This window comes from Rathayibacter sp. VKM Ac-2926 (assembly GCF_022815565.1).
Classification (GTDB): Bacteria; Actinomycetota; Actinomycetes; order Actinomycetales; family Microbacteriaceae; genus Rathayibacter; species Rathayibacter festucae.
Window position 1 is genome coordinate 100,520 of the sequence record NZ_JALGRS010000003.1, and the last position, 22,547, is coordinate 123,066.

Genomic DNA, 22,547 nt, shown 5'->3' on the forward strand with positions numbered 1-22,547 from the left:
GCAGACCCGTCCTGCTGGCGACGGTGGGTCTCGATACGCCCCTGCGGGGCTACTCGACCAGCGCGTAGGTGTGCCCACCGTGTCGCTCGACCAGCATGTATGTGCGCCCGCCGTGCCGCTCGACCAGCATGTGCGCGTGCAGGCGGGGCTGCTCGACCGGCATGCGTGTGCGCAGGCGGGGCTGCTCGACCCGGCAGGACGGTGTGCGCCGACTGAGGCTTGCGGTCGGCTCCGAAGCGGGGCGGGGCGGCGGCATCGGGAGTAGCGTTGAGGCGTGCGCGATGTCCAGCAGCGAATCATCTCCGAGCTCCACGTCTCCCCCACCGTCGACCCGGCCGCCGAGGTCGAGCGGCGCAGCGGCTTCCTCGCCGACTACCTCCGGCACACCGGGGCCAAGGGCCTCGTGCTCGGCATCAGCGGCGGGCAGGACTCGAGCCTGGCCGGCCGGCTCTGCCAGCTCGCGGTCGAGCAGGTGCGCGCGGAGGGCGGCGACGCCTCCTTCATCGCGGTGCGGCTGCCCTACCGGGTGCAGGCCGACGAGGAGGACGCGCAGCTCGCGCTGACCTTCATCCGGCCCGACCGCCAGGTGACCTTCGACATCCACGCCGGGGTCGACGGCATCGCCTCCGCGTTCGGCGACGCCGTCGGCGAGCCGATCTCGGACTTCGTCAAGGGCAACGTCAAGGCGCGCGCACGGATGGTCGCCCAGTACGCGATCGCCGGCCAGGCGGGCATGCTCGTCGTCGGCACCGACCACGCGGCGGAGGCGGTGACCGGCTTCTTCACCAAGTTCGGCGACGGCGGCGCCGACGTGCTGCCGCTGACCGGCCTCACGAAGCGCCAGGGCCGCTCGCTGCTCGTGCACCTCGACGCCCCGGCCCGCCTCTACGAGAAGGCGCCGACCGCCGACCTGCTCGACGAGAACCCGGGCCAGACGGACGAGTCGAACCTCGGCCTGGTCTACGCCGACCTCGACGAGTACCTCGAGGGTGGCGACGTCGCGACCGAGGTCGCCGAGGCGATCGAGGCCCGGTACCAGGCGACCGAGCACAAGCGGCAGGTGCCGCTGTCGATGTTCGACGACTGGTGGCGCGCCTCCGCCGTGTACACGCCCGGCAACCACTGACGCCGCAGGCCCACTGACAGCACGAGCCGCCCCGGGGATCCTCCGGGGCGGCTCGCTCGTTCAGAAGGGGCGGCGGCTCAGTCCGCGGCGCGCGCGTTGTAGACGAGCACCTCGCCCGCGTCGACATGCGCGCGGTAGGCGCGGAAGACCTCGAGCGCCTCGTCGCGGAGCACGCCGTCGACGACCTCGATGCCGCGCGCCTCGAACTGGGCGGCCCAGTCCTCGCGCATCGGACCCTCGTCGAACGTGGAGATCTCCTCCAGCTCCGGACCCGACCCGGCGACCACCAGGCGGCGCACGCCCGACCACAGCGTCGCTCCGTAGCACTGCACGCACGGCCGCCAGTTGACGACCAGCTCGTGCGCCGGCAGGCCCTCGCCGCCCAGGTCCCACGAGCCGAGCGCCGTCTGCGCGAGACCGAGCGCGGTGACCTCCGCGTGGCCGGAGGAGACCCCGCTGCCCAGGACGACGTTCACGCCGACCGAGACCACGCGACCGGAGTCGCGCTCGACGACGATCGCCGCGAACGGGCCACCGTTGCCCTCGCGGAAGTTGCGATCGGCGAGCGCGTGCACGAGGGCCATGCGGTCCTCGCGCTCGGGCAGGTACTCGGGGACGTCGCGCACGGCGTCCTCGATCCAGGCGGGCAGGGCGATCTCGTAGCGGGTGGCGAGGCGGTCGATGTCCATGCGTCCATGCTCCCATCCGGCGCAGCGGCACCTCGCACGGCCCGACCCACCGTCCGGCTCGGCCCGGATCGCGCGCCCTCAGACGCTCAGGGCCCTCCCCAGGGCGGCGGCCTTCGCCGCCCAGAAGCGCTTCGCCACGCCGGTGCGGGAGAAGAGGGCGTCGAAGCCGTGGAACGCGCCGTCGACGATCTCGAGCTCGCAGGGCACCCCGGCCGCGCGCAGGCGCTCGGCGTAGCGGACGTCCTCGTCGTGGAAGAGGTCGAGAGTGCCGACACCGATCCAGGCGGGCGGGAGCCCCGAGAGGTCGTCGCGGCGGGCGGGCGCCGCGTACGGCGAGACGTCGGGGCCGCCGGGCTCGGCGCCGAGGTAGGAGGTCCAGCCGAAGCGGTTGCTGCCCGGCGTCCAGACGCGGACACCGCGGGGAACCGGTCCGGGTCGGGTGACGGTGCGGTCGTCCAGCATCGGGTAGACCAGCAGCTGGAACGCGGGCTGCACTCCGCCGCGATCGTGGGCGAGGAGGGTCGCCCCCGCGGCCAGGCCGGCGCCCGCGCTCGCGCCGCCCAGTGCGATCCGCTCGGGATCGACTCCCCGCTCCTCGGCGTGCGCGGCGAGCCAGCGGAACGCGGCCAGCACGTCCTCGAGGGCGGCGGGCGCCGGGTGGGCGGGCGCGAGCCGGTAGCCGACCGAGAGGACCGTGATGCCGAGCGTGCGGGCGAAGGCGATGTTCGAGGACTCGTCGTCGAAGCGGCTGCCGAGCACCATGCCGCCGCCGTGCACCCAGACCAGCGCGGGCGCGGCACCGCGGAGGGTGCGCGGACGGTAGCTGCGGACCGGGACCGGGTGGCCGTCCTGGCCCGGGATCTGGAGGTCCTCGACGAGCAGGTCCGGCGGCGCCTCCCCGCCGACGGCGGTGCGACGGGTGGCGAGGCGGAGCAGCCGCGGTCCGAGCACGATCGGCGGGACGAGGCGGCCGAGCGCGAGATCGGGATGGAAGCGCGGTGCGGCGCCGCGCGCGGACCCGCTCATGCCCGCGGGTCCGTGACGAGCGGCAGCACGTCGTCGTAGTGGCCGGGCACGACCGCCGGCTCGACGTCGTAGACGCGCACCGCGTCGCCCTCTGCGCCGTGCGCCGGCGGCCAGGGCAGCTCCTCGCCCCGGACGAAGGCCACCAGCTCGCCGTGCATCACCGTGGTGAGCGCCGCGGGCGGGTCCTCGCCCAGGACGCGGGCGGTCGCCTCGGCGTCGAGGTGGTCGAAGAAGAACGGCAGGTCGAGGCAGTGCGACGCGCCGCCGGTCGCGGGCGAGAGCCGGTCGAAGGCGTAGAGCCAGGTCGGGGCGGGCCCGGCCGCGCGGTTCCGCGCCGCCTGCAGCACCGCGCGGCGGAACAGCAGGTCGGTCGTGCGGGGTGCCGCCCCGGGCTCGCGCTGAAGGCGCGGGCTGTCGAACTCGTCGGCGGTGGACCCGATCAGGAGCGGCTTGTCGAGGCCGGTCGTCGCGGTCGCCTCGGACACGGGCAGGGGCAGGAGCGCGTCGCCCGAGACCGGCGCGAAGACGATCGCGTGACCCGACCCGGGCATCATCGTGAGGGCGGCGGTCTCGGAGAGCCCGTCCTGGTCGAGCGAGGCGAGCGCGGCGCGGGTGGGCTCGACGCCGAGGGCGTGCGCGAAGGCGGTGAGCTGCTCCTCCGCCTCCTCGATCGGGACGCTGCGATCGGTCGGCGAGATCGCGACGGCGCGCGCGAAGAGCGGCTGCGCCTCGGCGCAGCCGAGCAGGGTGAGCACGGCGCCGCCGCCCGCGGACTGGCCCGCGATCGTGACCCGGCCGGGGTCGCCGCCGAACGCGCCGATGCTCTCGCGGACCCACTCGAGGGCGGCGAGCCAGTCGCGGACGCCGCGGTTCGCGTCGCCCTCGACGACGCCGAAGCCGTCGACCCCCAGCCGGTAGGCGGCGGTCACGACGACCAAGCCGTCGCGCGCGAACGCCGAGCCGTCGTGCCAGTCGCTCGACGCCGCTCCGGTGACGTAGCCGCCGCCGTGCAGGTAGACGAGCACGGGGAGCGAGCCGGCCGGCTCAGCCGGGGCGAACACGTTCACGGTCAGCGTGTCCTCGCCCGGGATCGAGTGCTCGGGGATGGTCGTGAACTCGAACGGGCGGCCGCGCTGAGGCGTCGCCCCGTAGGCGTCCGCCTCGAAGACGCCGTCGAACGGCGCCCGCGGCTCGGGCGCGCGGAACCGGCGGTCGCCCACCGGCGCCGCGGCGAAGGGCACGCCGAGGAACCGGGCGACGCCGTCCTCCGCGACTCCGGCGACGACGCCCCGGGGCGTCTCGATCTCGATGCGCACGACCGGCTCCCGCTACGGCCGCACGAGGGTCTTGATCGCGCGGCGCTCGTCCATCGCTGCGTACGCCTCGGCGATCTCCTCGAGCGGCAGCTCCAGGTCGAAGACGAGGCCCGGCTCGATCGCGCCGCTGAGCACGTCGGGCAGCAGCTCCGCCATGTAGCCGCGGACCGGCGCGACACCGCCGTTGACGCCGACGTTCGAGCCGAACATCTGGCGCACGGGCAGCTCCGGGCCGCCGTTGGGGACGCCGACGTAGCCGACCATGCCGCCGGGGCGGGCCGAGTCGAGCGCCTGCTGCATCGACTCCTTGGTGCCGACGCACTCCAGGACGCAGTCCGCGCCGATGCCGTCGGTGAGCTCGCGGACCCGGGCCACGCCCTCGTCGCCGCGCGTGTCGACGATGTGGGTCGCGCCGAAGCGGGTGGCGAGCGCCTGGCGGGACTCGTGCCGCGACATCGCGATGATCGTGGTCGCGCCGAGGCGCTTGGCCGCGAGCACGGCGCAGAGGCCGACCGCGCCGTCGCCGACGACCGCGACCGTGGAGCCCGCGGTGACGCCGGCCGAGACGGCGGCGTGGTGACCGGTGCCCATCACGTCGGCGAGGGTGAGCAGGCTCGGGATCAGCGCCGGGTCGACGTCGGTGCCGACCGGGAAGAGCGTGCCGTCGGCGAGCGGGACGCGGACCTTCTCGCCCTGCGCGCCGTCGGCGAAGCCCTGCTCGCCGACCTCGGCGCCCCACCAACCGCCGGTGAGGCAGGAGGTCGAGACGCCGTTCGCGCAGTTGGCGCAGGTGCCGTCGCAGACGTAGAAGGGGGCGATCACGAAGTCGCCGACCGCGATGTCGTGCACGTCGTCGCCGATCTCCTCGACGACGCCGACGAACTCGTGGCCGATCCGGTGCGCCTCCTTCGTCGGGGTGACGCCGCGGTACGGCCAGAGGTCGGAGCCGCAGACGCACGCGGCGGTGACGCGCACGATCGCGTCGCGGCCGGTCGAGAGCACGGGGTCGGGCACCTCCTCGAGTCGGACGTCGCGCTCGCCGTGGATGATCGTTGCTCGCATGGGGACTCCTGCTCGAGAGGGGGTGGGGGCGTCGTCCACGGTACGCCGCCGTCGCGGGGCGGAAGGGTGGGCGGCCAGGGGCTTGCACGAACGTCCGCGGCTGCTACGGCGGCGCCTCCCGCCAGCCGTCGGCGCCGACGACGACGTGCGCGACGAACCGCAGCCCGCAGGCCGCGCACGCCTCGGCGAGCGCCCGGGTCGCGGCGAGGTCGGAGGAGAGGACGTCCGCCGCGCCCGCGTGGCTGTGCGCGAGGCCGACGCCGGCCGCACCGCGCGCCAGCACCTCGGCGAGGATCTCGGCCACCGGCAGCTCCGCGTGGGTGGGCGGTCCGTCGGCGAGCGCGATCACGTCGCGGACGGCCCCGGCGGCGGTCAGCGCGACGGCGAGCACGGTCTCGGTCGGCCGTGCGGCGAGCAGCGGCGTCACCAGCTCGGCGAGGCCGGCCGCGTCGACGACGCGCGCGGCCCGCCCGGCGCGGTTCATCCTCCGCCGCAGCTCGAAGGACGCGACGATGCGGCAGGCGGCGACCTCGCCGACGCCGCGCTGGCGGACCAGGTCGGCGACGCCCGCCCGCGACACCGCGTCGATGCCGCCGAAGCGTGCGAGCAGGCGCTGCGCGACGACCGTCGCGTTCGCCCCGCGGACCCCGCTGCCGATCAGCACGGCGAGCGTCTCCGCGTCGGTCAGCGCCTCGGGACCGCGGGCGCGGAGCCGCTCGCGCGGCCGCTCCTCGGGCGCGAGGTCGGCCATGCGCGCACCGGCGGCGGGAGACGGGGAGTTCATGGGCGGGACGCTACCCGCCGACGCGACCCCGGCGAGGCGCCCGGGCGGCGACTGTGGACGGACCGCCCGCGATCGCCCCCTGTGGAGGAGCCCCCGCCCCGAACCGCCCGCCCCACCCTCCGAAAGTTGCGGTAGTGGCGCGCGACTACCGCAACTTTTGAGGAATGGGAAGGGTGCCGCCCTACGGCGTCGCGAGGCCCGCGGAGACCAGCAGGCCGTCCGGGCCCGCGTCGACGAGCACCACGTCGCCGTCGCGGATGGAGCCGTCGAGGAGGGCCGTCGCCAGCCGGTCGTCGATCTCCTGCTGCATCAGGCGGCGCAGCGGGCGAGCGCCGTACTGCGGGTCGTAGCCGCGTTCGGCCAGCCAGCCGCGGGCGGCGGGCGTGACGGCGAGGTCGAGACGTCGCTCCGCCAGCCGGCGCGAGAGCCGGTCGACGTAGAGCGAGACGATCTCGCCGAGCTCGGTGCGGTCGAGGGCCTCGAACACGACGATGTCGTCGAGCCGGTTCACGAACTCGGGCTTGAAGGCCTGGCGCACCATCTGCTGCACGGCCTCGACCTTCTGCGGGCGGGTCAGCGACTGGTCGACAAGGAACTGCGAGCCGAGGTTGGAGGTCAGGATGAGGATCGTGTTGCGGAAGTCGACCGTCCGCCCCTGGCCGTCGGTGAGCCTGCCGTCGTCGAGCACCTGCAGCAGCACGTCGAAGACCTCGGGGTGCGCCTTCTCGATCTCGTCGAGCAGCACGACCGAGTACGGCCGGCGGCGCACCGCCTCCGTCAGCTGGCCGCCCTGCTCGTAGCCGATGTAGCCGGGAGGGGCGCCGACCAGCCGCGAGACGGCGAACTTCTCGCCGTACTCCGACATGTCGATCCGCACCATCGCCTTCTCGTCGTCGAAGAGGTGGTCGGCCAGCGCCTTCGCCAGCTCGGTCTTGCCGACGCCGGTCGGTCCGAGGAAGAGGAAGGAGCCGGTGGGCCGGTCGGGGTCGGAGACGCCCGCGCGGGTGCGGCGGACGGCGCCGGCGACGGCCGAGACCGCCTCGTTCTGGCCGATCAGGCGCCGGTGCAGCTCGGTCTCGAGATGCAGCAGCTTCTCGGTCTCGCCCTGCATCAGCCGGCCGACGGGGATGCCGGTCCAGGCGGCGATGACCGCGGCGATGTCGTCCGAGGTGACCTGCTCGTTGACCATGCGGCCCTCGGCCGGCTGCTCCTCCTGCTCGGCGGCCGCGAGCTCGCTCTCGGCGGCGGGGATGTCGCCGTAGAGCAGGCGCGAGGCGCGCTCGAGGTTGCCCTCGCGCTGGGCCCGCTCGGCCGCGATCCGCAGCGCGTCGAGCCGGTTCTTGAGATCGCCGATGCGGTTGAGGGAGGCGCGCTCGCGCTCCCAGCGCTGCTGCAGCTCGGCGAGGTGGGCGCCGCGGCGGGCGAGGTCCTCGCGCAGCGTCTCCAGCCGCGCCTTCGAGGCCTCGTCCTTCTCCTTCTTCAGCGCGAGCTCCTCGAGCTTCAGCCGGTCGACGGAGCGGCGCAGCTCGTCGATCTCGACCGGCGCGGAGTCGATCTCCATCCGCAGGCGCGAGGCGGCCTCGTCGATCAGGTCGATGGCCTTGTCCGGGAGCTGGCGCGCGGTGATGTAGCGGTTGGACAGCGAGGCGGCGGCGATCAGCGCGGAGTCGGCGATCGCGACCTTGTGGTGGGCCTCGTAGCGCTCCTTCAGCCCGCGGAGGATCGCGACCGTGTCCTCGACGGTCGGCTCGCCGACGAACACCTGCTGGAAGCGGCGCTCGAGGGCCGCGTCCTTCTCGATGTACTGGCGGTACTCGTCGAGCGTCGTGGCGCCGATCATCCGCAGCTCGCCGCGGGCCAGCATCGGCTTCAGCATGTTCGCCGCCGCCACCGAGCCCTCGCCACCGCCGGCGCCCATCAGCGTGTGCAGCTCGTCGATGAAGGTGATGATGCGGCCGCCGGAGTCGTTGATCTCGGCGAGGACGGCCTTCAGCCGCTCCTCGAACTCGCCGCGGTACTTCGCCCCCGCGATCAGCGCGGAGAGATCGAGGCTGACGAGCCGCTTGCCCTTGAGGCTGTCGGCGACGTCGCCCGCGACGATCCGCTGCGCGAGCCCCTCGACGACCGCCGTCTTGCCGACGCCGGGCTCGCCGATGAGCACCGGGTTGTTCTTGGTTCTACGCGTGAGCACCTGGCTGACGCGGCGGATCTCGGCGTCCCGTCCGATGACCGGGTCGAGCTTGCCGCTCGCCGCGATGGCGGTCAGGTCGACGCCGTACTGCGCGAGAGCGGACGACTCGTCCTGCTGGGGTGTCCGACCGGCCTGCATCTGCATCTCCTCCTTGCGGTTCGAAAGTTGAGTTCTGGTGACTCAAGTTTACGCCCGTCGGAGCCGCCGCGGGGGAGGCGGCGAGTTCTCGAGGAGACGGCGCCGCCGGTCAGGCGGTGAGGCGCCCGTCGCCGAGGCCGCCGCGGAGGGAGCCGAGCGCGTCGCGGAGAACCGCACGCAGGCGCGACTCGCGGACGCCCGTGAGCGCGGCGATCTCGGGCTGCGAGTAGCGGCCGGCCACGGCGAGCAGCAGCAGCTCGCGGTCCGGGCAGGCCAGCGCGAGGAGCCCCTCGGCGAGCGGACGGCGCGAGCCCTCCCGGGAGGAGCCGAGCGTCTCGCAGAGCACCTCGAGCAGCCAGAGCACCGGCTCCGGGGCGCGGGCGCCCTCCCGGGCACGGCGCCAGACGGCGGCGAAGGCCTCGGTGCAGAGCCGGTCGCGCGTGGAGGCGTCGGCGTGCACCGTGGCGATCGAGGCGGAGAAGAGCCCGCCGAAGCGGTCGAACAGCTCGGCGAACGCGGCGCGGTCGCCGGTCGCGACGGCCCGGAGCAGGCGCGCGGCCGTCTCGGCCAGGGCAGGGCGGACCCGCTCCGTACTCGCGTCGTCGCTACCTGCATGCATCTGCACAGAGTGTCACTGGAAGCCGGACCTCGGCACTGCTTGCGATCACACCCGTCAGGGGGTATCGGCCCCGCGCCGCGCTCGCTCGTCACGGCTCCGCGCTCTCCTCCGGCGTCCTTCCGGGGATCAGGAGCCCGGCGACGGCGCGGATCGGGAGGGCGGCGCGGTGCGGATCCGGCGCGCATGGGCGGGCTCCGCGACGGCTATCGCGCCGAGCCCTCCCACCGCCGCCCCGGGGTCACCCCTCAGAGCTTCGGCCAGCGCGCCCGGGCGAAGCAGAACGCGCCGTAGGCGATCAGCCCGACGGCGACGACGCCGAGCAGCACCACGCCGAACGGCAGCTCGGTCAGCGTCTTCAGAGCCTCGTCCAGGCCGCCCGCCTGCGCCGGGTCGTGCGTCACGGCGGCGATGATCACCAGGATCCCGAGCACGCCGAGCACGACGCCCTTCGCGATGTAACCCGCGATGCCGAGACCGGTGACGACGCGGCCGGCCGTCCCGCCCGGCTGGGCGACGTTCTCGAGGAACTTCTTCGACGCGCCCCGGTAGACGAAGACGCCGCCGACCGCGAGGATCGCGAGTCCGGCGATCACGAGCAGCACCACTCCGCCGGGAGCGGCGAGGACCTGCGCGCTCGCGCTCTCGGACGTCTCGGACGAGTCGGAGCTGCCGCCCAGCGCGAAGCGCAGGGTCGTGATGCCGAGCGCGAGGTAGACGACGGCCTTCGCCGCCTCCTTGAGCCGGCTGCCCCAGCGGGACGCGGCGCTGTCGCCGCCCGCCACCAGGAACGCCTCGAGCGCACCCCACAGCGCGAGTCCGAAGAGCCCGATCGCGCAGACCCAGAGCACGACCAGTCCGCCGGGCTGCGCGGCGAGCGAGCCGAGCGCGCCGGACTGGTCCGCCTCGCCCTGGCCGCCGGTCGCGATCTGCAGGGCGATGACGCCGATGAGGACGTGGACGAGGCCGTTCGCGGCGTAGCCCCCGCGGGCGAGGGTGCGCACCGCGGTCGAGTCCTGAGCGTCGTCGGCGGCGCGCTTGGCCTGGGTTCCTGAAGGAGTGTTCACGGTCCGGACGGTACGCGGTTCCGCCCCCCGGCGTCGAACCGGGAGCCTGATCCCCCGTTCCAGGGGCGCGGGTTAACCGACCGGACACCTCGCGTTTCCACACCCTCTGCTCGGCCGGATCCGCCGCGGGACGGGCGATCCACGGCGGCGGGCACCGGCGAGGACGCCCGTTCTCCACATCTCTCCACAGGTTTGTCCACAGCTGTGGAGATCTCTCGACCCTCTAGCGGAAAGGCCTGGCCGCGACCGTCGCGATCACACGTCGATCGCGCGGACCAGGCCGTCCTGGACGCTGCCGAGCCAGTCGTAGACCGCGCGGATCGCCTGGCCGGTCTCGCCGTCGGGCTCGACGTCGTCGGTGTCGACGATGCCGAGGCGGGCGGCGAGGGCGAGGCGCATGTCGGTGAGTCCGCGGAGCCAGGACAGCGCCTGCGGCGGCTCGAGCCGGACGGCGACCTCGCCGAGACCGGCGAAGACGCGGGCGTGGCCGGAGCCCTCGCCGGCGTCGAGCGCAGCGGTGATCGCGCGGGCGTCGTCCATCTTGCGGCCGGCCAGGTCCGGGGCGGTGAAGCGGCGGAACTCGGCGGCGGCCTCGTCGTCGTCGCGGTAGGCGTCGGGCAGCAGCCGCGCCAGCGCGGGGTCGTTGCGCGCGTCCTCGCTCGTTCCGCGGTCGAGCAGCTCGAGCATCTCGCCGGCGAGGTGGCGGAGGATCCCGGCCTCCTCGCGGTCGAAGCGGGCGACGGCGGCACCGGAGGAGTCGCGGCGGAAGGAGCGCATCAGGGCCTGCCCGCCGTGAGTCGAGCGGTCATGCGTCGGCCTTCTGCAGCGTCGCCCACAGGCCGTAGCCGTGCATCGCCTCCACGTGCCGCTCCATCTCCTCGCGGTTGCCGGTCGCGACCACCGCGCGCCCCTCCGTGTGCACCTGGAGCATCAGCCGCTCGGCCTCGGCCCGGCCGAAGCCGAAGTAGCTGCGGAACACGTAGGACACGTACGACATCAGGTTGACCGGGTCGTCCCAGACGAGCACGACCCACGGCAGCTCGGCGGCCGAGCGGGTCGCCAGCCGCTCGTCGGCGCGCTCCATCGTGTCCACCATCCCTCCAGCCTAGGTCGCAGCGGCGGGCGTCTCCCTGCCTGCGGCCTCGCTGGTCGGGTAGACGCCTCCGGCGGCGTATCGAGACCCGGCCTCTGCGCAACGGTGGATCAGACGGAGAGGCGCGGCAGCACCTCGCGGGCGAAGAAGTCGAGGTGGTCGAGGTCCTGGAGGTCCATGAACTGGAGGTAGACGCGCTCGGCGCCGGCCGCGCGCAGGGACTCGAGGCGGTCGACGGTCTCGTCGACGCCGCCGGCGACGCCGTGCTCGCGCAGCTCGGCGGGCTCGCGGCCGATCGCCGCGGCGCGCCGGACGAACTCCGCCTCGTCCGCTCCGCCGACCGCGATCAGCGCGACCGAGTGCACGAGCGAGGACGGCTCGCGCCCGATCGCGACGCAGGCCTCGTCGACGCGCTCGAACGCGCCGGGGATCGCGTCGAACTCGGGGAAGGGCAGGTTGAACTCGCTGGCGAAGCGGGCCGCGAGCCGCGGGGTCCGCTTGGGTCCTCCTCCCCCGACGATCACCGGCAGCGGCAGGCGCGCGGGCTTGGGCAGCGCGGGCGAGTCGGTCAGCGTGTAGTGCTCGCCCGCGAACGAGTAGCGCTCGCCGACCGGCGTCGACCAGAGGCCGGTGACGATCTCGAGCTGCTCCTCGAGCAGGTCGAAGCGACGCGGCGGGAAGTCGATGCCGTACGCGGCGTGCTCCTCCTCGAACCAGCCGGTGCCGAGCCCGAGCTCGACGCGGCCGCCCGACATCGCGTCGACCTGGGCGACCTGGATGGCGAGGATCCCCGGCGGCCGGTAGGTGACGGAGGAGACGAGGGTGCCGAGCGCGATCCGCTCGGTCTCGCGCGCGAGGCCCGCGAGGGTCGTCCAGGCGTCGGTCGGGCCGGGGCCGGGGTCGCCGTCGCCCATCCGGAGATAGTGGTCGGAGCGGAAGAAGCCGTCGTAGCCGAGGGCTTCGGTGGCCTGCGCGACCGCGAGGAGATCCTCGTAGCTGGCGCCCTGCTGGGGTTCGGTGAAGACTCTGAACTGCACGGGTCCAGCCTCGCGCACACCGGTCGCCGCGGTCGGGACCGACCCGCCCGCACGGCTCTCGGGACCCTCGATCGGGGACCTTGCGCCACCGGGCCGCCGAACGCGGTCGCGACCGCCCGTGTACCGTGGCAGGTTGCCGCCGACGAGAGGACCCCATGTCCGACAAGCCTTCCGCCCCGGACATCGCCGTCCCGCCCGCCGCCGACACCACCGCGAGGCCTCCGCAGCGCCTCGCCCGCTGGGTGTTCTGGCCCGCGGCGGTGATCACCCTGTCGATCGCCGCCTTCGCGATCATCGCGCCGGACGCCGCCACCAGCGTCTTCGCCTCCCTGCAGACCACGGTGGTGAACACCTTCAGCTGGTACTACGTGCTGATCGCCGCCGTCTTCGTCGCCTTCGCGATCTGGATGGGCGTCAGCCGCTTCGGCGACATCAAGCTCGGCGCCGACGACGACGAGCCCGAGTTCTCGATGCTCTCCTGGATCTCGCTGCTCTTCGCCGCCGGGATGGGCATCGGCCTCGTCTTCTACGGCGTCGCGGAGCCGCTCACCCACTTCGCCACCCCGCGCCCCGGCGTCACCGGCACCGAGACGGAGCTCGCGCAGAGCGCCATCTCGCAGACCTACCTGCACTGGGGCGTGCACGCCTGGTCGATCTACGTGGTCGTCGGCCTCGCCCTCGCCTACGCGATCCACCGCCGCAAGCGCCCGGTGTCGATCCGCTGGGCGCTCGAGCCGCTGCTGGGCCGTCGCGTCCGCGGCGGCTGGGGCAACGCCATCGACGTGGTCGCCCTCGTCGGCACGATGTTCGGCGTCGCCACCTCGCTCGGCCTCGGCGTCACGCAGATCTCCGCGGGACTGGAGGCGAGCGGCATCGTCGACTCCTCGCTCACGGTGCAGATCATCGTGATCGCGGTCGTGACGGCGCTCACCGTGTTCTCGCTCGTCTCCGGTGTGGGCAAGGGCATGAAGTGGCTCTCGACCGGCAACCTGCTGCTCGCCGCCGCGCTGCTCGTGTTCGTGCTGGTCGCCGGCCCGACCCAGTTCCTGCTGCGCGAGTTCGTGCAGTCGCTCGGCAACTACCTGCAGAACTTCATCGGCCTCACCTTCACGGTCAGCGCCTACGCCGGCCAGGAGGGCGAGGCCTGGCAGGCGACCTGGACGACGTTCTACTGGGGCTGGTGGATGTCGTGGGCGCCGTTCGTCGGCATCTTCATCGCCCGCGTCTCGAAGGGCCGCACCGTCCGCGAGTTCGTCGCGGGTGTGCTGCTGGTGCCGACCATCATGACCTTCCTCTGGTTCAGCGTGCTCGGCGGCACCGCGCTCTACCGCGAGCTCTACGGCGACGGCGGGCTCGTCGGCGCCGACGGCTCGGTCAGCACCGACGCGGCGCTCTTCTCGATGCTGCAGGGCCTGCCCGCGGGCTCGGTGCTCACGGTCGGCGCGATCATCCTGATCGGCATCTTCTTCGTCACCTCCGCCGACTCCGGCGCCCTGGTGATGTCGATGATCGCCACCGGCGGCGACGCGGAGCCGCGCAACCGCATCCGCATCTTCTTCGCGCTCGCGACGGCGCTTCTCGCGCTCTCGCTGCTGATCGCCGGCGGACTCGACGCCCTGCAGACCGCCGCGATCCTCTCGGCGCTGCCGTTCAGCGTGGTGATGATCCTGATGTGCGTCGCGACGGTGATCGCCTTCCGGAGGGAGATCCGCGCGTACGACAAGGCCCGCCGGGCCGCCTTCGTCGGCGACATCGGCTCGTTCTACGGCCTCGAGGTGGAGGAGCCGCTCGAGCGCGAGCCGGCCCACCCGCTGAAGCGGCTGGCGCAGCGGATCAAGCCGGGGCCGACCCCGCGGGAGTAGGCGGGATCTCGATACGCCCGGCTGCGCCGGGCTACTCGATCAGCATGCAGCGCGGACGCTCGCCGGGCTGCCCGACCAGGATGAACTCGCGCTTGCCGGAAGCATGCTGGTCGAGTAGCCGCCGCAGGCGGCGTATCGAGACCCGCCGTGTCCGGCTCCTCGATGAGCACTGTGGGCGGGCGTCCTCTCGGGCGGTTCGCGCCAGCGGATGACACCACCTCGCCGCTTGCTACCCTCTGGCCCGTCGGGGCGCAGCGAGAGGGAGCATCATGCTGATCTTCTACGTCGATGAATTCGGGAATCACACGCTCGACCGGAACGATGCACCGGGAACTCCGACCCTCAAGGAAGGCGCCAGCCAGTACTTCGTGCTCGGCGCCGTCGGAGTTCGAGACACGTCACGGCGCGCCCTGGCAGAGCGGATCGTCGACGTCAAGGAGAAGCACTTCGGTGAGCTCGCTGCATGCGATCTTCCGTGGGGTGATTCCGAGATCAAGGGTCGCCACCTCCGTCGGGTGGCACGCAGTGTCGCATCAGGACATCGTCTGGACAGGCCCGCTGCCTACCGGGCACTCACCACCGAGAAGCAGACGGCCGCCCTCTTCAAGGACGTCGGGCTGCTCTTCGACACCTTCCGCCCGCTCGTCTTCGCAGCGGCTGTGGACAAGCTCGAGATGGTGGAGACCGGACGCGACCTCATGCCGCTGGGCGTCGCGTACGCATACCTGCACCAGCGCGTCGCGACGACTGTGGGCGACTACTACTCCGGGGACGCCGCGATGTTCGTCGCCGACCAGCAGTCCCAGCACGAGAAGTTCTTCCGCAGCGGCGGCCTGCGGGACGCGCGGGCGACCCTGGACAAAATGCTGCGGAGGAAGCCCGAGTACGACCTGGTGCTCGACAAGCCGCTGTGGGTCGACACGGAGCTCAGCCACTGGGATCGCGAGATCCTGCAACTCGCTGACATCGTCGCTTACTCGGCAGGCACCTACCTTCTGCAGGGCGGAGCGCCGGAGGAGCAGAGCTATCTCTGGGAGCAGATCCGACGGTGCATGGCACTGCACCAGAAGACGGGACTGCGCCTCGGTGCCGGGTTCTCGATGTACCCGAGCAGCGCGCGGATCCCGACGGGCGAGGCCGACGACGCGTGAGGGACCGGGCAGACGGAACCGGCGCGATGCGAGGCCCGCCGGATTCCAGAAGCCCCCGCTCGCGCCGGTGGCGTCGACGCTAGCAGGCCCTCTCCTCGTGCTGGTGGAGTGGACGCCGCATGCCGGCTCTGGAGACCCGGCGGCATCGATCCTGCTGCGACCGGCCGCCGCCGCTGGTCCGGCCTTCGCGCTGCCCGTACGATCGCCTCGCACGAGACCGACGTCCGCACCCGCGTCCTCAGGAGCACCCGCATGACCGATCCCCGCCCGCTGCTCTTCAACGCGTTCGTGATGAACACGCCCTCGCACATCCACCACGGCCAGTGGCGGCGGCCCGGGGCGCGGCCCGGCGCGTTCGAGGACCTGGGGCACTGGATCGAGGTCGCGAGGACGCTCGAGCGCGGGGTGTTCGACGCGATCTTCTTCGCGGACGTCGTGGGCACCTACGGGGCGGTCGGCGCCTCGCTCGAGGTGAACGCGCGCGAGGGACTGCAGCTGCCGAACAACGACCCGTCGATCCTACTCGCCGCCCTGATCGGCTCGACCGAGCACCTGGGACTGGCGATGACCAGCTCGATCCTGCAGGCGCACCCGTTCGAGTTCGCGCGGCGGATGTCGACGCTCGACCACCTCTCGAAGGGCCGGGTCGCCTGGAACATCGTCACCAGCTACCAGGAGAACGCGGCCCGCAACTTCGGCCTCGACCGCCTGACCGAGCACGACGACCGCTACGCGCAGGCCGAGGAGTACCTCGACGTCGTCTACAAGCTGTGGGAGGGGTCGTGGGACGACGACGCCTCGGTCCGCGACCAGGCCGGCGCGTACTCCCGTCCGGAGTCGGTGCACCGCATCGACCACGCCGGCGCGAGCTACCGGGTCGAGGGCCCGCACCTCTCGGCGCCGTCGCCCCAGCGCACGCCGTTCCTCTTCCAGGCCGGCTCCTCCCCCGCCGGGCGGGCCTTCGCGGCCCGGCACGCGGAGGCGCAGTTCGTCGGCGGCTCGACGACGGAGCAGACCCGCGAGCTGATCACCTCGACCCGAGCGCTCACGGAGGCGGCGGGGCGCCGCGGCGACGACGTGCTGTTCTTCTCACCCCTGTCGGTGATCGTGGGCAGCACCGAGCGCGAGGCCCGGGAGCGCGAGGCCGAGCTCGACGCGTACAGCAGCGTCGACGCCCACCTGCTGCACGCGGGGCTGAGCGTCGACCAGGCCGACGGGACGCCCTTCCCGCCCGAGACGAGGCTGCGCGACATCGTCACCAACGGGAATCGCAGCACGCTCGAGTCGATGATCCGGCTGCTCCCCGACCGGGACGCGACCGTCGCGGACCTGGCGCGACTCACCGTCGGCCGGCACCAGCGCGTCGTCGGGACGCCCGAGCAGATCGCCGACCGGCTGTCGGAGCTGCGCGACGCGGGCGTCGACGGCATCAACCTCAACCACTGGTCGCTGCCCGACAGCTACGTCGAGTTCGTCGACGAGGTGATGCCCGTGCTGCGCGCCCGCGGCCTGGCACGCTCGGAGTACGCGCCCGGCGGGCTGCGCGAGCGGCTGACCGGGTCCGCGCGGCTGAATCCGCGGCACCCGGCGGCGCGCTACCGCGGCGCTTTCCGCGGCTGACGAGGGTCGGCCGCCTCGTCGCCCGCCGCCCGCAGCGACGTCAGCGGTGGAGGGCGTGCACAGACAAGGCTGGAAGCGGCGGATCGAGCGTTTCAGGGCCGATCCGGCCCTTCCAGCCTTAGTTGTGCACGCGCCGGGCCGGAGCCCGGTCCGTCGCTCAGCTGGGCGAGGGGACGAAGGGGTGCTCCGGCGGGTCCTGGTCGTCGTCGAGGCGCGCATCGTCGTCGAGACGGGAGTCGGCTCCCTCATCGGTCGCCTCTCCGGTCGCCTCCGCGTCGTCGACCTCGGCCGGGTCCTCCGGGGGGACCGGCAGGGAGTCGGCGTCGGGACGGGTGGTGTCGGTGACGTCCTCGGGGGCGTCGAAGCCGAAGCTGCTCATGGTGTCCTCTCCGCGACGCACCGGGAGGCGGCGCCGCTGCGGGCAGCCTAGGTCGCGCCTCCGAGCCCGGTCACCTGCTTGACGGCGCCGCACCTTGCGAGAACCTTCGGCACGCGGAATCGACCTGGGCACGCGGAATCGTGCGCTTCGCGCGAGCCGGACGTGATTCGGCGTGCCGAACATCCCGCCGGGAGGCGAGCGGACCCCTCCGGCACGCACGACGGACCCCGGCACGCGGGACCGCGCGATTCCGGCGAGCCGGACGATGTTCCACGAGCCGGAGGTCGGCGAGCTCGCGCCTCGAGCGAGCGAGCGGCAGCGGGCGCCCGCTGCGGCCCTCAGTGCACGTACTCCAGCAGGTCGACGCCCAGCGTGCGCATGCCGTCGAGCACCGCGAGGCGGTAGCGCAGGCTCGAGTCGTCGAACTGCGTGATGACGGCGTAGGCGACGCCGGCGCGCGGCCCGCGGAGCACGCCGACCTCGGCACGGACCCCCACGTCGGTGCCGGTCCGGTTGACCAGCAGGACGCCGTGGTCGGGCTGCCGGTGCGAGAGCGCGTCGAGACCGAAGGCCGAGGCGACCATCGACAGGTCGCTGTTCAGCGAGAGCCAGCCGATGACGCGCGAGCTGACCGCGGGGTCGACGACCTCGCCGTTCGCGAGGGTCGCGAGCAGCCAGGTCAGCTCGCTGGCCGAGCCGATGGAGAGCTGCGGAGCGTCGTCCGGACCGCGCTCGTCGCGGACGACATCGAGCAGAGCGGTGCGCGAGAGGCCGAGCGCCTCGGCCCGCTCGCGGACGGCGTCGAGTCCGACCCGGCGCAGGAGGACGTTGGTGGCCAGGTTGTCGCTGGTCGCGCCGACGAGGGCGGCGAGATCCGCGATCGGCATCGACGGGATCTGCAGGTGCTGCCAGATCCCCGTGCCGGTGACGGCGTCGGCGGCGGTGCGATCGACGAGGCGCAGGTTCTCCTGCGGGTCGGTGGCGAGCCGCGCCGCGACCTCGACCAGGAGCACGATCGTGCCGACGGACGCCGTCGGCATGGAGACGGAGTCGTCGACCGTGAAGAGGGCGCGGCCGGTGCCGAGGTCGACCGCGCGCGCCGACACCACGACGCCGTCCAGGGCGAGCCGGCCGAGCGCGTCGAAGCCGCGCTGGAAGTCGTCGTGGTCGTAGTCGCCCTTGTGCCGGCCGCGGCGGGCGCGACGACTCTCACGACGGGTCTCGTGGGCGGGGATCACCACGGCTGCGGCCTCTCTCCGGGTCGGTGGAACGGTCGGTGCGGAGGGGAGGAGCGGAGTCCGCCGCGACGACGCGTCGGTGGACGGACGGCGCGGGAGGCATCGGTCGGCTCTCGATGCCCGCCGCTCGCCCGTGGTGCGGGACGGCAGTCGGCGGCGACTACCAGATGGCGACGCGCTCGCTCGGCGGGAGCCAGAGGGAGTCGCCTTCGGTGACGTCAAAAGTAGCGTAGAACTCGTCCAGGTTCCGGACGATCTGGTTGCAGCGGAACTCCGACGGCGAGTGCGGGTCGATGGCGAGCAGGCGGATCGTCTCCTCGTCGCGCGCCTTCTGCTGCCAGGCCTGCGCCCAGGAGAGGAAGAAGCGCTGCGCGCCGGTCAGGCCGTCGATCACGGGCGACTCCTCGCCGTCGAGCGAGAGCAGGTAGGCCTTCCACGCGATGCCGAGACCGCCGAGGTCGCCGATGTTCTCGCCGATGGTGAGCGCGCCGTTGACGTGGTGGCCGGGCGTCGTCGCGGGAGCGAGGGCGTCGTACTGCGCAATGAGGGCCTTCGTGCGCTCCTCGAACGCGGCCCGGTCGTCCTCGGTCCACCAGTCGGTGAGGCGGCCGTCGCCGTCGAAGCGCGAGCCCTGGTCGTCGAAGCCGTGGCCGATCTCGTGGCCGATCACCGCGCCGATCGCGCCGTAGTTGGCCGCGGCGTCGCGGGTCTCGTCGAAGAAGGGGAACTGCAGGATCGCGGCGGGGAAGACGATCTCGTTGAAGCCGGGGTTGTAGTACGCGTTGATGGTCTGCGGCGTCATGAACCACTCGTCGCGGTCCAGCGGCTTGCCGATCTTGCCGAGCTCGCGGTCGAACTCGAAGGCGGCGACGCGGCGGGCGTTGCCGACCAGGTCCGCCGGGTCGACCGAGAGGGCGGAGTAGTCGCGCCAGCGGACCGGGTAGCCGATCTTCGGCGTGAACTTCGCGAGCTTCTCCAGCGCGCGCTCGCGGGTGTCGGCGCCCATCCACTCGAGGTCCACGATCGAGCGGCGGTAGGCCTCGATCAGGTTCGCGACGAGGACGTCCATCGCGGCCTTCGCCGTCTCGGGGAAGTGGCGCTCGACGTAGATCCGGCCGACGGCCTCGCCGAGCGAGCCCTCGACGAGCGAGACGGCGCGCTTCCAGCGCTCGCGCTTCTGCGGCGTGCCGGTCAGGGTGCGGCCGTAGAAGTCGAAGTTGGCGTCGACGAAGTCGCTGGAGAGGTAGGCCGCGGCGCCGCGGATCACCTGCCAGGACAGCCAGTCGCGCCAGGCGGGGAGGCGGTCGTCGGTCAGCAGGCCGGCGAGCCCCTCGAGGAAGCTCGGCTGGCGCACGACGACCTCGGCGAGCGCCCCCTCCGGCGCGCCCATCGCGGTCAGCCAGACGCCGAGGTCGATGCCGGCGGCGAGCTCGGTGACCTCGGCCCAGGAGCGGAGGTTGTAGGTGGCCTGGCTGTCGCGGCTGCGCACCTTGTCCCAGTGCACGGCGGCGAGGTCGGTCTCGAGCGCGACGATGCGCTCGGCGCGCGACTCCGGCGAGTCGAGGCCGGCGAACCCGAGCATCCGGGCGACGAAGGGCAGGTACGCCTCGCGGACGGAGGCGAACTCCTCCTCGCGGTAGTAGCTCTCGTCGGGCAGGCCGAGGCCGCCCTGGTTGACGAAGACGAGGTAGCGCTCGGGGTCGCCCGGGTCGTTGTCGACGAAGAGGCCGAAGAGGCCAGGGACGCCCGCGCGCTCGAAGGCGCCGACGGCCTGCAGCAGCCCGGCGATCGAGTTGACGCGCTGCACGGCCGCGAGGTCGTCGGCGAGCGGGGCGGCGCCGAGCTCCTCGGCGCGCTCCTCGTCGAGGAAGGAGGTGTAGAGGTCGCCGAACATCCGCGCCTCGGTGCCCTGCGGGGCGGACTGCGCTTCGACGATGATGTCGCGGACCGCCTTCTCCGCCTCCTCCTGGAGCACGTGGAAGGAGCCGTAGCGCGCCTTGTCGCTCGGGATCTCGGTGCGGTCGATCCACAGGCCGTTGACGTGGCGGTAGAGGTCGTCCTGCGGACGCGTCGCCGGGTCGAGTTCGGAGAGGTCGATACCGGAGCGAGGCGTCGTCGAGGTCATGGCGTCCAGCCTACGTCGGGGGTCGGACACCGCGGCCCGCGGGCGCGGGTCCGGCTCGCACGGCGAGGTCGGCCTGGAGCCGACGCGTGGCGTCACGGCGTGGACGCACCCCGTTTGCGGCAGTAGGGTCGTCTCATAACCACCCGGATGTCTCGACTACCGGGCGCGGCCCCCGACTCGTCGGGGGCCTGCTTCGTTCTCGGGGTCGATCCGATCGCTGCAGAACGGCTCAGGCCCAGTCCCACGGGCGGTGCACGATCCGCCCCGCTCCGTCCACCAGAGAATCGGGGAACTGCGAGGACGACAGAGTTCCCGCACGGATCTGTCGGACCGTCTCGAGGCCGATGGAGGCGAACGCCTTGTTGTAGCGGTCGTCGACGACCGAGACGAGCGCCAAGGATCGACTGCGCTCCGCCAGCATTCGCATCGGCGGAACGAGATCGGAGTCGTTGGTGACGACCGCGAACGAATCGGCGGCCCCTTCGAAGGCGTCGACGAGCAGGTGCGACGCGAGGGCGACATCTGTTCCCTTCTCCTCCGGACGCTTCACTCGAACGGTCACGACACGGCCATCAGAATCGAGCACCTCCGGGTGCAGGGGCAGGAACTGACGGTTGAAGTGGAAGGTGCCCTCGATGATCTCGACCGAGGTCGTGCGCAGAGCACGCCAGTACACCTGCTGACGCTGACCGATACCGCGGTCGTTCGTCATCGGCTTGAGCGCCGCCGTGAAGTACTTGACGCCGACGACCGTCCGGTGCGGGAAGAGCCTCTGGGCCAGGGCCTCGAGGTCGAGCCACTTGAACTGCGGATACCGGCGCTGCAGGAGTGCCTTGTAGAGAGCGAAGCCGTCCACGTAGACGAGGACGGACCGGCGCGATGGCATCCGGTGAGAGTAACGAGGTGGCCGCACTCCCGGGACCGGTGGCGCGGGGTGGCGGGTCGGCCGCTCTCACGCCTCCGGCTCACTGAACGGCCCCCGGCTCGCGAGAACCGGACGATCCGGCGAGCCGGAGCGGGTTCCGCGAGCCGGAGGTCAGCCCCCGGCAGGCCGCGGCTCAGCCGGCGAGCTGCTCCTCGACGTAGGCGCGGATCGGGGTGGTCGGGCGGCCGATGAGGCGGGCGAGCGAGCCGTCGGTCTCGCCGAGGAGGCCGTCGGCGATGTTCGCGTCGAGGCCGACGACGAAGCCGACGCCGCCCTCGGGGACGCCGGCCTCGGTGAGGATGCGGGTGTGCTCGGCGGAGTCGACGTGCGCGATCGCGGCGTCGCGGCCGGCGACCTCGCCGACGAGGGTCGCGAGCTCGTCGAAGCTCCAGGCGGTGTCGCCGGAGAGCTCGTGCACGGAGCCGACCAGGGAGGCGTCGAGCAGCGCGACGGCGGCCGCCTCGGCGTAGTCGGTGCGGGCGGCGCTGGAGACGCGGCCGTCGCCGGCGCTGGAGAGGGTGGTGCCGGTCGAGGCGAGCTCGGCGACGGTCTGCGCGTAGTTCTCGTTGTACCAGCCGTTGCGGAGGATCACGGCGGGGAGGCCCGCGGCGGCGATCGCCTCCTCCGTCGCCTTGTGCTCGGGGGCCAGGATCAGCGGGCTGGTGGTCGCCTTCGGGGCGCTCGTGTAGACCAGCCGCGCGCCGGCGCGGGCGGCGGCCTCGATCGCGGCGGTGTGCTGCGCGACGCGCTTGCCCACCTCCGAGCCGGAGACGAGCAGCACGGCCTCGGCGCCGGAGAAGGCGGCGTCGAGCGAGGCCGGGTCCTCGAAGTCGGCGACGGCGGTGCGGACGCCGAGGTCGGCGGCGAGCGCCTCCAGCTTGGCGGCGTCGCGGCCGGTGGCGACGATGTCGGAGGCGGCGGTGCCGCGGGCGAGCAGGTGCTCGACGGCGAGACGGCCGAGGTGGCCGGTGGCTCCGGTGACGACGAGGGTCATGGGGGTGGTCCTTCCGTTCGGGAGACGGCGGGTGGGGCGCCGTCGGAGAGGGGAACCGGGCCGCACCGCCAGAACTTCCCGGAATGCAGTACCCACTATTTGGTTAGT

General features: G+C 73.0%; 20 protein-coding genes. 4 read left to right on the top strand and 16 right to left on the bottom strand.

Features of this window, described 5'->3' with window-relative positions; genetic code table 11:
- The first annotated feature begins 274 nt into the window (after positions 1–274).
- A complete protein-coding gene (gene nadE, locus MT351_RS04830; protein ID WP_243581403.1) occupies positions 275–1,126 on the top strand; it encodes an ammonia-dependent NAD(+) synthetase in 852 nt (283 codons plus the stop codon).
- 77 nt (positions 1,127–1,203) lie between these two features.
- Here nadE and MT351_RS04835 read toward each other — a convergent pair whose 3' ends face one another.
- The 11 genes from MT351_RS04835 to MT351_RS04885 all read right to left on the bottom strand — a co-directional run bounded on the left by MT351_RS04835 (position 1,204) and on the right by MT351_RS04885 (position 12,145).
- Positions 1,204–1,815 carry a nucleoside deaminase gene (locus MT351_RS04835; protein WP_185020148.1) on the bottom strand — a complete coding sequence of 204 codons (612 nt, stop codon included), beginning with the start codon at positions 1,813–1,815 and terminating at the stop codon, positions 1,204–1,206.
- Between the two features lie 78 nt (positions 1,816–1,893).
- Entirely contained in the window at positions 1,894–2,841 is a 948-nt protein-coding gene (locus MT351_RS04840; RefSeq protein ID WP_243581404.1) for an alpha/beta hydrolase, read from the bottom strand.
- Complete coding sequence (locus MT351_RS04845; RefSeq protein WP_243581405.1) at positions 2,838–4,157, bottom strand: carboxylesterase/lipase family protein; 1,320 nt, start codon at positions 4,155–4,157, stop codon at positions 2,838–2,840. Before MT351_RS04845 ends, MT351_RS04840 begins: the two co-directional genes overlap by 4 nt.
- A 12-nt stretch (positions 4,158–4,169) precedes the next feature.
- Positions 4,170–5,219, bottom strand: a complete 1,050-nt coding sequence (locus MT351_RS04850) for a zinc-dependent alcohol dehydrogenase family protein (RefSeq protein ID WP_123447162.1) — start codon at positions 5,217–5,219, stop codon at positions 4,170–4,172.
- 103 nt (positions 5,220–5,322) lie between these two features.
- On the bottom strand, positions 5,323–6,003 hold the full coding sequence (locus MT351_RS04855; protein ID WP_243581406.1) for a RadC family protein: 681 nt from the start codon (positions 6,001–6,003) through the stop codon (positions 5,323–5,325).
- Between the two features lie 181 nt (positions 6,004–6,184).
- Positions 6,185–8,332 carry an ATP-dependent Clp protease ATP-binding subunit gene (locus tag MT351_RS04860; RefSeq protein ID WP_123706241.1) on the bottom strand — a complete coding sequence of 716 codons (2,148 nt, stop codon included), beginning with the start codon at positions 8,330–8,332 and terminating at the stop codon, positions 6,185–6,187.
- Positions 8,333–8,441: 109 nt separating this feature from the next.
- Complete coding sequence (locus tag MT351_RS04865; RefSeq protein WP_132437375.1) at positions 8,442–8,951, bottom strand: hypothetical protein; 510 nt, start codon at positions 8,949–8,951, stop codon at positions 8,442–8,444.
- 245 nt (positions 8,952–9,196) lie between these two features.
- Positions 9,197–10,015, bottom strand: a complete 819-nt coding sequence (locus tag MT351_RS04870; protein WP_243581407.1) for a DUF1206 domain-containing protein — start codon at positions 10,013–10,015, stop codon at positions 9,197–9,199.
- A gap of 255 nt (positions 10,016–10,270) precedes the next feature.
- Positions 10,271–10,792, bottom strand: a complete 522-nt coding sequence (locus tag MT351_RS04875) for a DUF2017 domain-containing protein (RefSeq protein ID WP_243581408.1) — start codon at positions 10,790–10,792, stop codon at positions 10,271–10,273.
- A 28-nt stretch (positions 10,793–10,820) separates the two neighbouring features.
- Entirely contained in the window at positions 10,821–11,099 is a 279-nt protein-coding gene (clpS, locus tag MT351_RS04880; RefSeq protein WP_243581604.1) for an ATP-dependent Clp protease adapter ClpS, read from the bottom strand.
- A 119-nt stretch (positions 11,100–11,218) separates the two neighbouring features.
- Positions 11,219–12,145: an LLM class F420-dependent oxidoreductase gene (locus tag MT351_RS04885; protein WP_243581409.1), complete on the bottom strand. Its 927-nt coding sequence runs from the start codon at positions 12,143–12,145 to the stop codon at positions 11,219–11,221.
- 155 nt (positions 12,146–12,300) lie between these two features.
- On the opposite strand from MT351_RS04885, the gene MT351_RS04890 reads away from it, so the two are divergent.
- The 3 genes from MT351_RS04890 to MT351_RS04900 all read left to right on the top strand — a co-directional run bounded on the left by MT351_RS04890 (position 12,301) and on the right by MT351_RS04900 (position 16,778).
- A complete protein-coding gene (locus MT351_RS04890) occupies positions 12,301–14,007 on the top strand; it encodes a BCCT family transporter (protein ID WP_132437371.1) in 1,707 nt (568 codons plus the stop codon).
- A gap of 269 nt (positions 14,008–14,276) precedes the next feature.
- Entirely contained in the window at positions 14,277–15,158 is an 882-nt protein-coding gene (locus tag MT351_RS04895; protein WP_243581410.1) for a DUF3800 domain-containing protein, read from the top strand.
- Between the two features lie 252 nt (positions 15,159–15,410).
- Entirely contained in the window at positions 15,411–16,778 is a 1,368-nt protein-coding gene (locus MT351_RS04900) for an NtaA/DmoA family FMN-dependent monooxygenase (RefSeq protein WP_243581411.1), read from the top strand.
- A 157-nt stretch (positions 16,779–16,935) separates the two neighbouring features.
- Here the strand turns inward: MT351_RS04900 and MT351_RS04905 are convergent, their stop codons facing one another.
- The 5 genes from MT351_RS04905 to MT351_RS04925 form a co-directional block, all read right to left on the bottom strand.
- On the bottom strand, positions 16,936–17,157 hold the full coding sequence (locus MT351_RS04905; protein WP_243581412.1) for a hypothetical protein: 222 nt from the start codon (positions 17,155–17,157) through the stop codon (positions 16,936–16,938).
- A 338-nt stretch (positions 17,158–17,495) separates the two neighbouring features.
- On the bottom strand, positions 17,496–18,398 hold the full coding sequence (locus tag MT351_RS04910) for a serine hydrolase (RefSeq protein ID WP_123736213.1): 903 nt from the start codon (positions 18,396–18,398) through the stop codon (positions 17,496–17,498).
- Between the two features lie 157 nt (positions 18,399–18,555).
- Positions 18,556–20,520, bottom strand: coding sequence for a M13 family metallopeptidase (locus tag MT351_RS04915; protein WP_132437367.1), 1,965 nt, complete (start codon positions 20,518–20,520; stop codon positions 18,556–18,558).
- 229 nt (positions 20,521–20,749) lie between these two features.
- On the bottom strand, positions 20,750–21,406 hold the full coding sequence (locus tag MT351_RS04920; protein WP_132437366.1) for an NYN domain-containing protein: 657 nt from the start codon (positions 21,404–21,406) through the stop codon (positions 20,750–20,752).
- A gap of 172 nt (positions 21,407–21,578) precedes the next feature.
- Positions 21,579–22,439 (bottom strand): NmrA family NAD(P)-binding protein, encoded by an 861-nt coding sequence (locus MT351_RS04925; protein WP_132437365.1) that lies wholly within the window; start codon positions 22,437–22,439, stop codon positions 21,579–21,581.
- Positions 22,440–22,547: the final 108 nt, after the last annotated feature.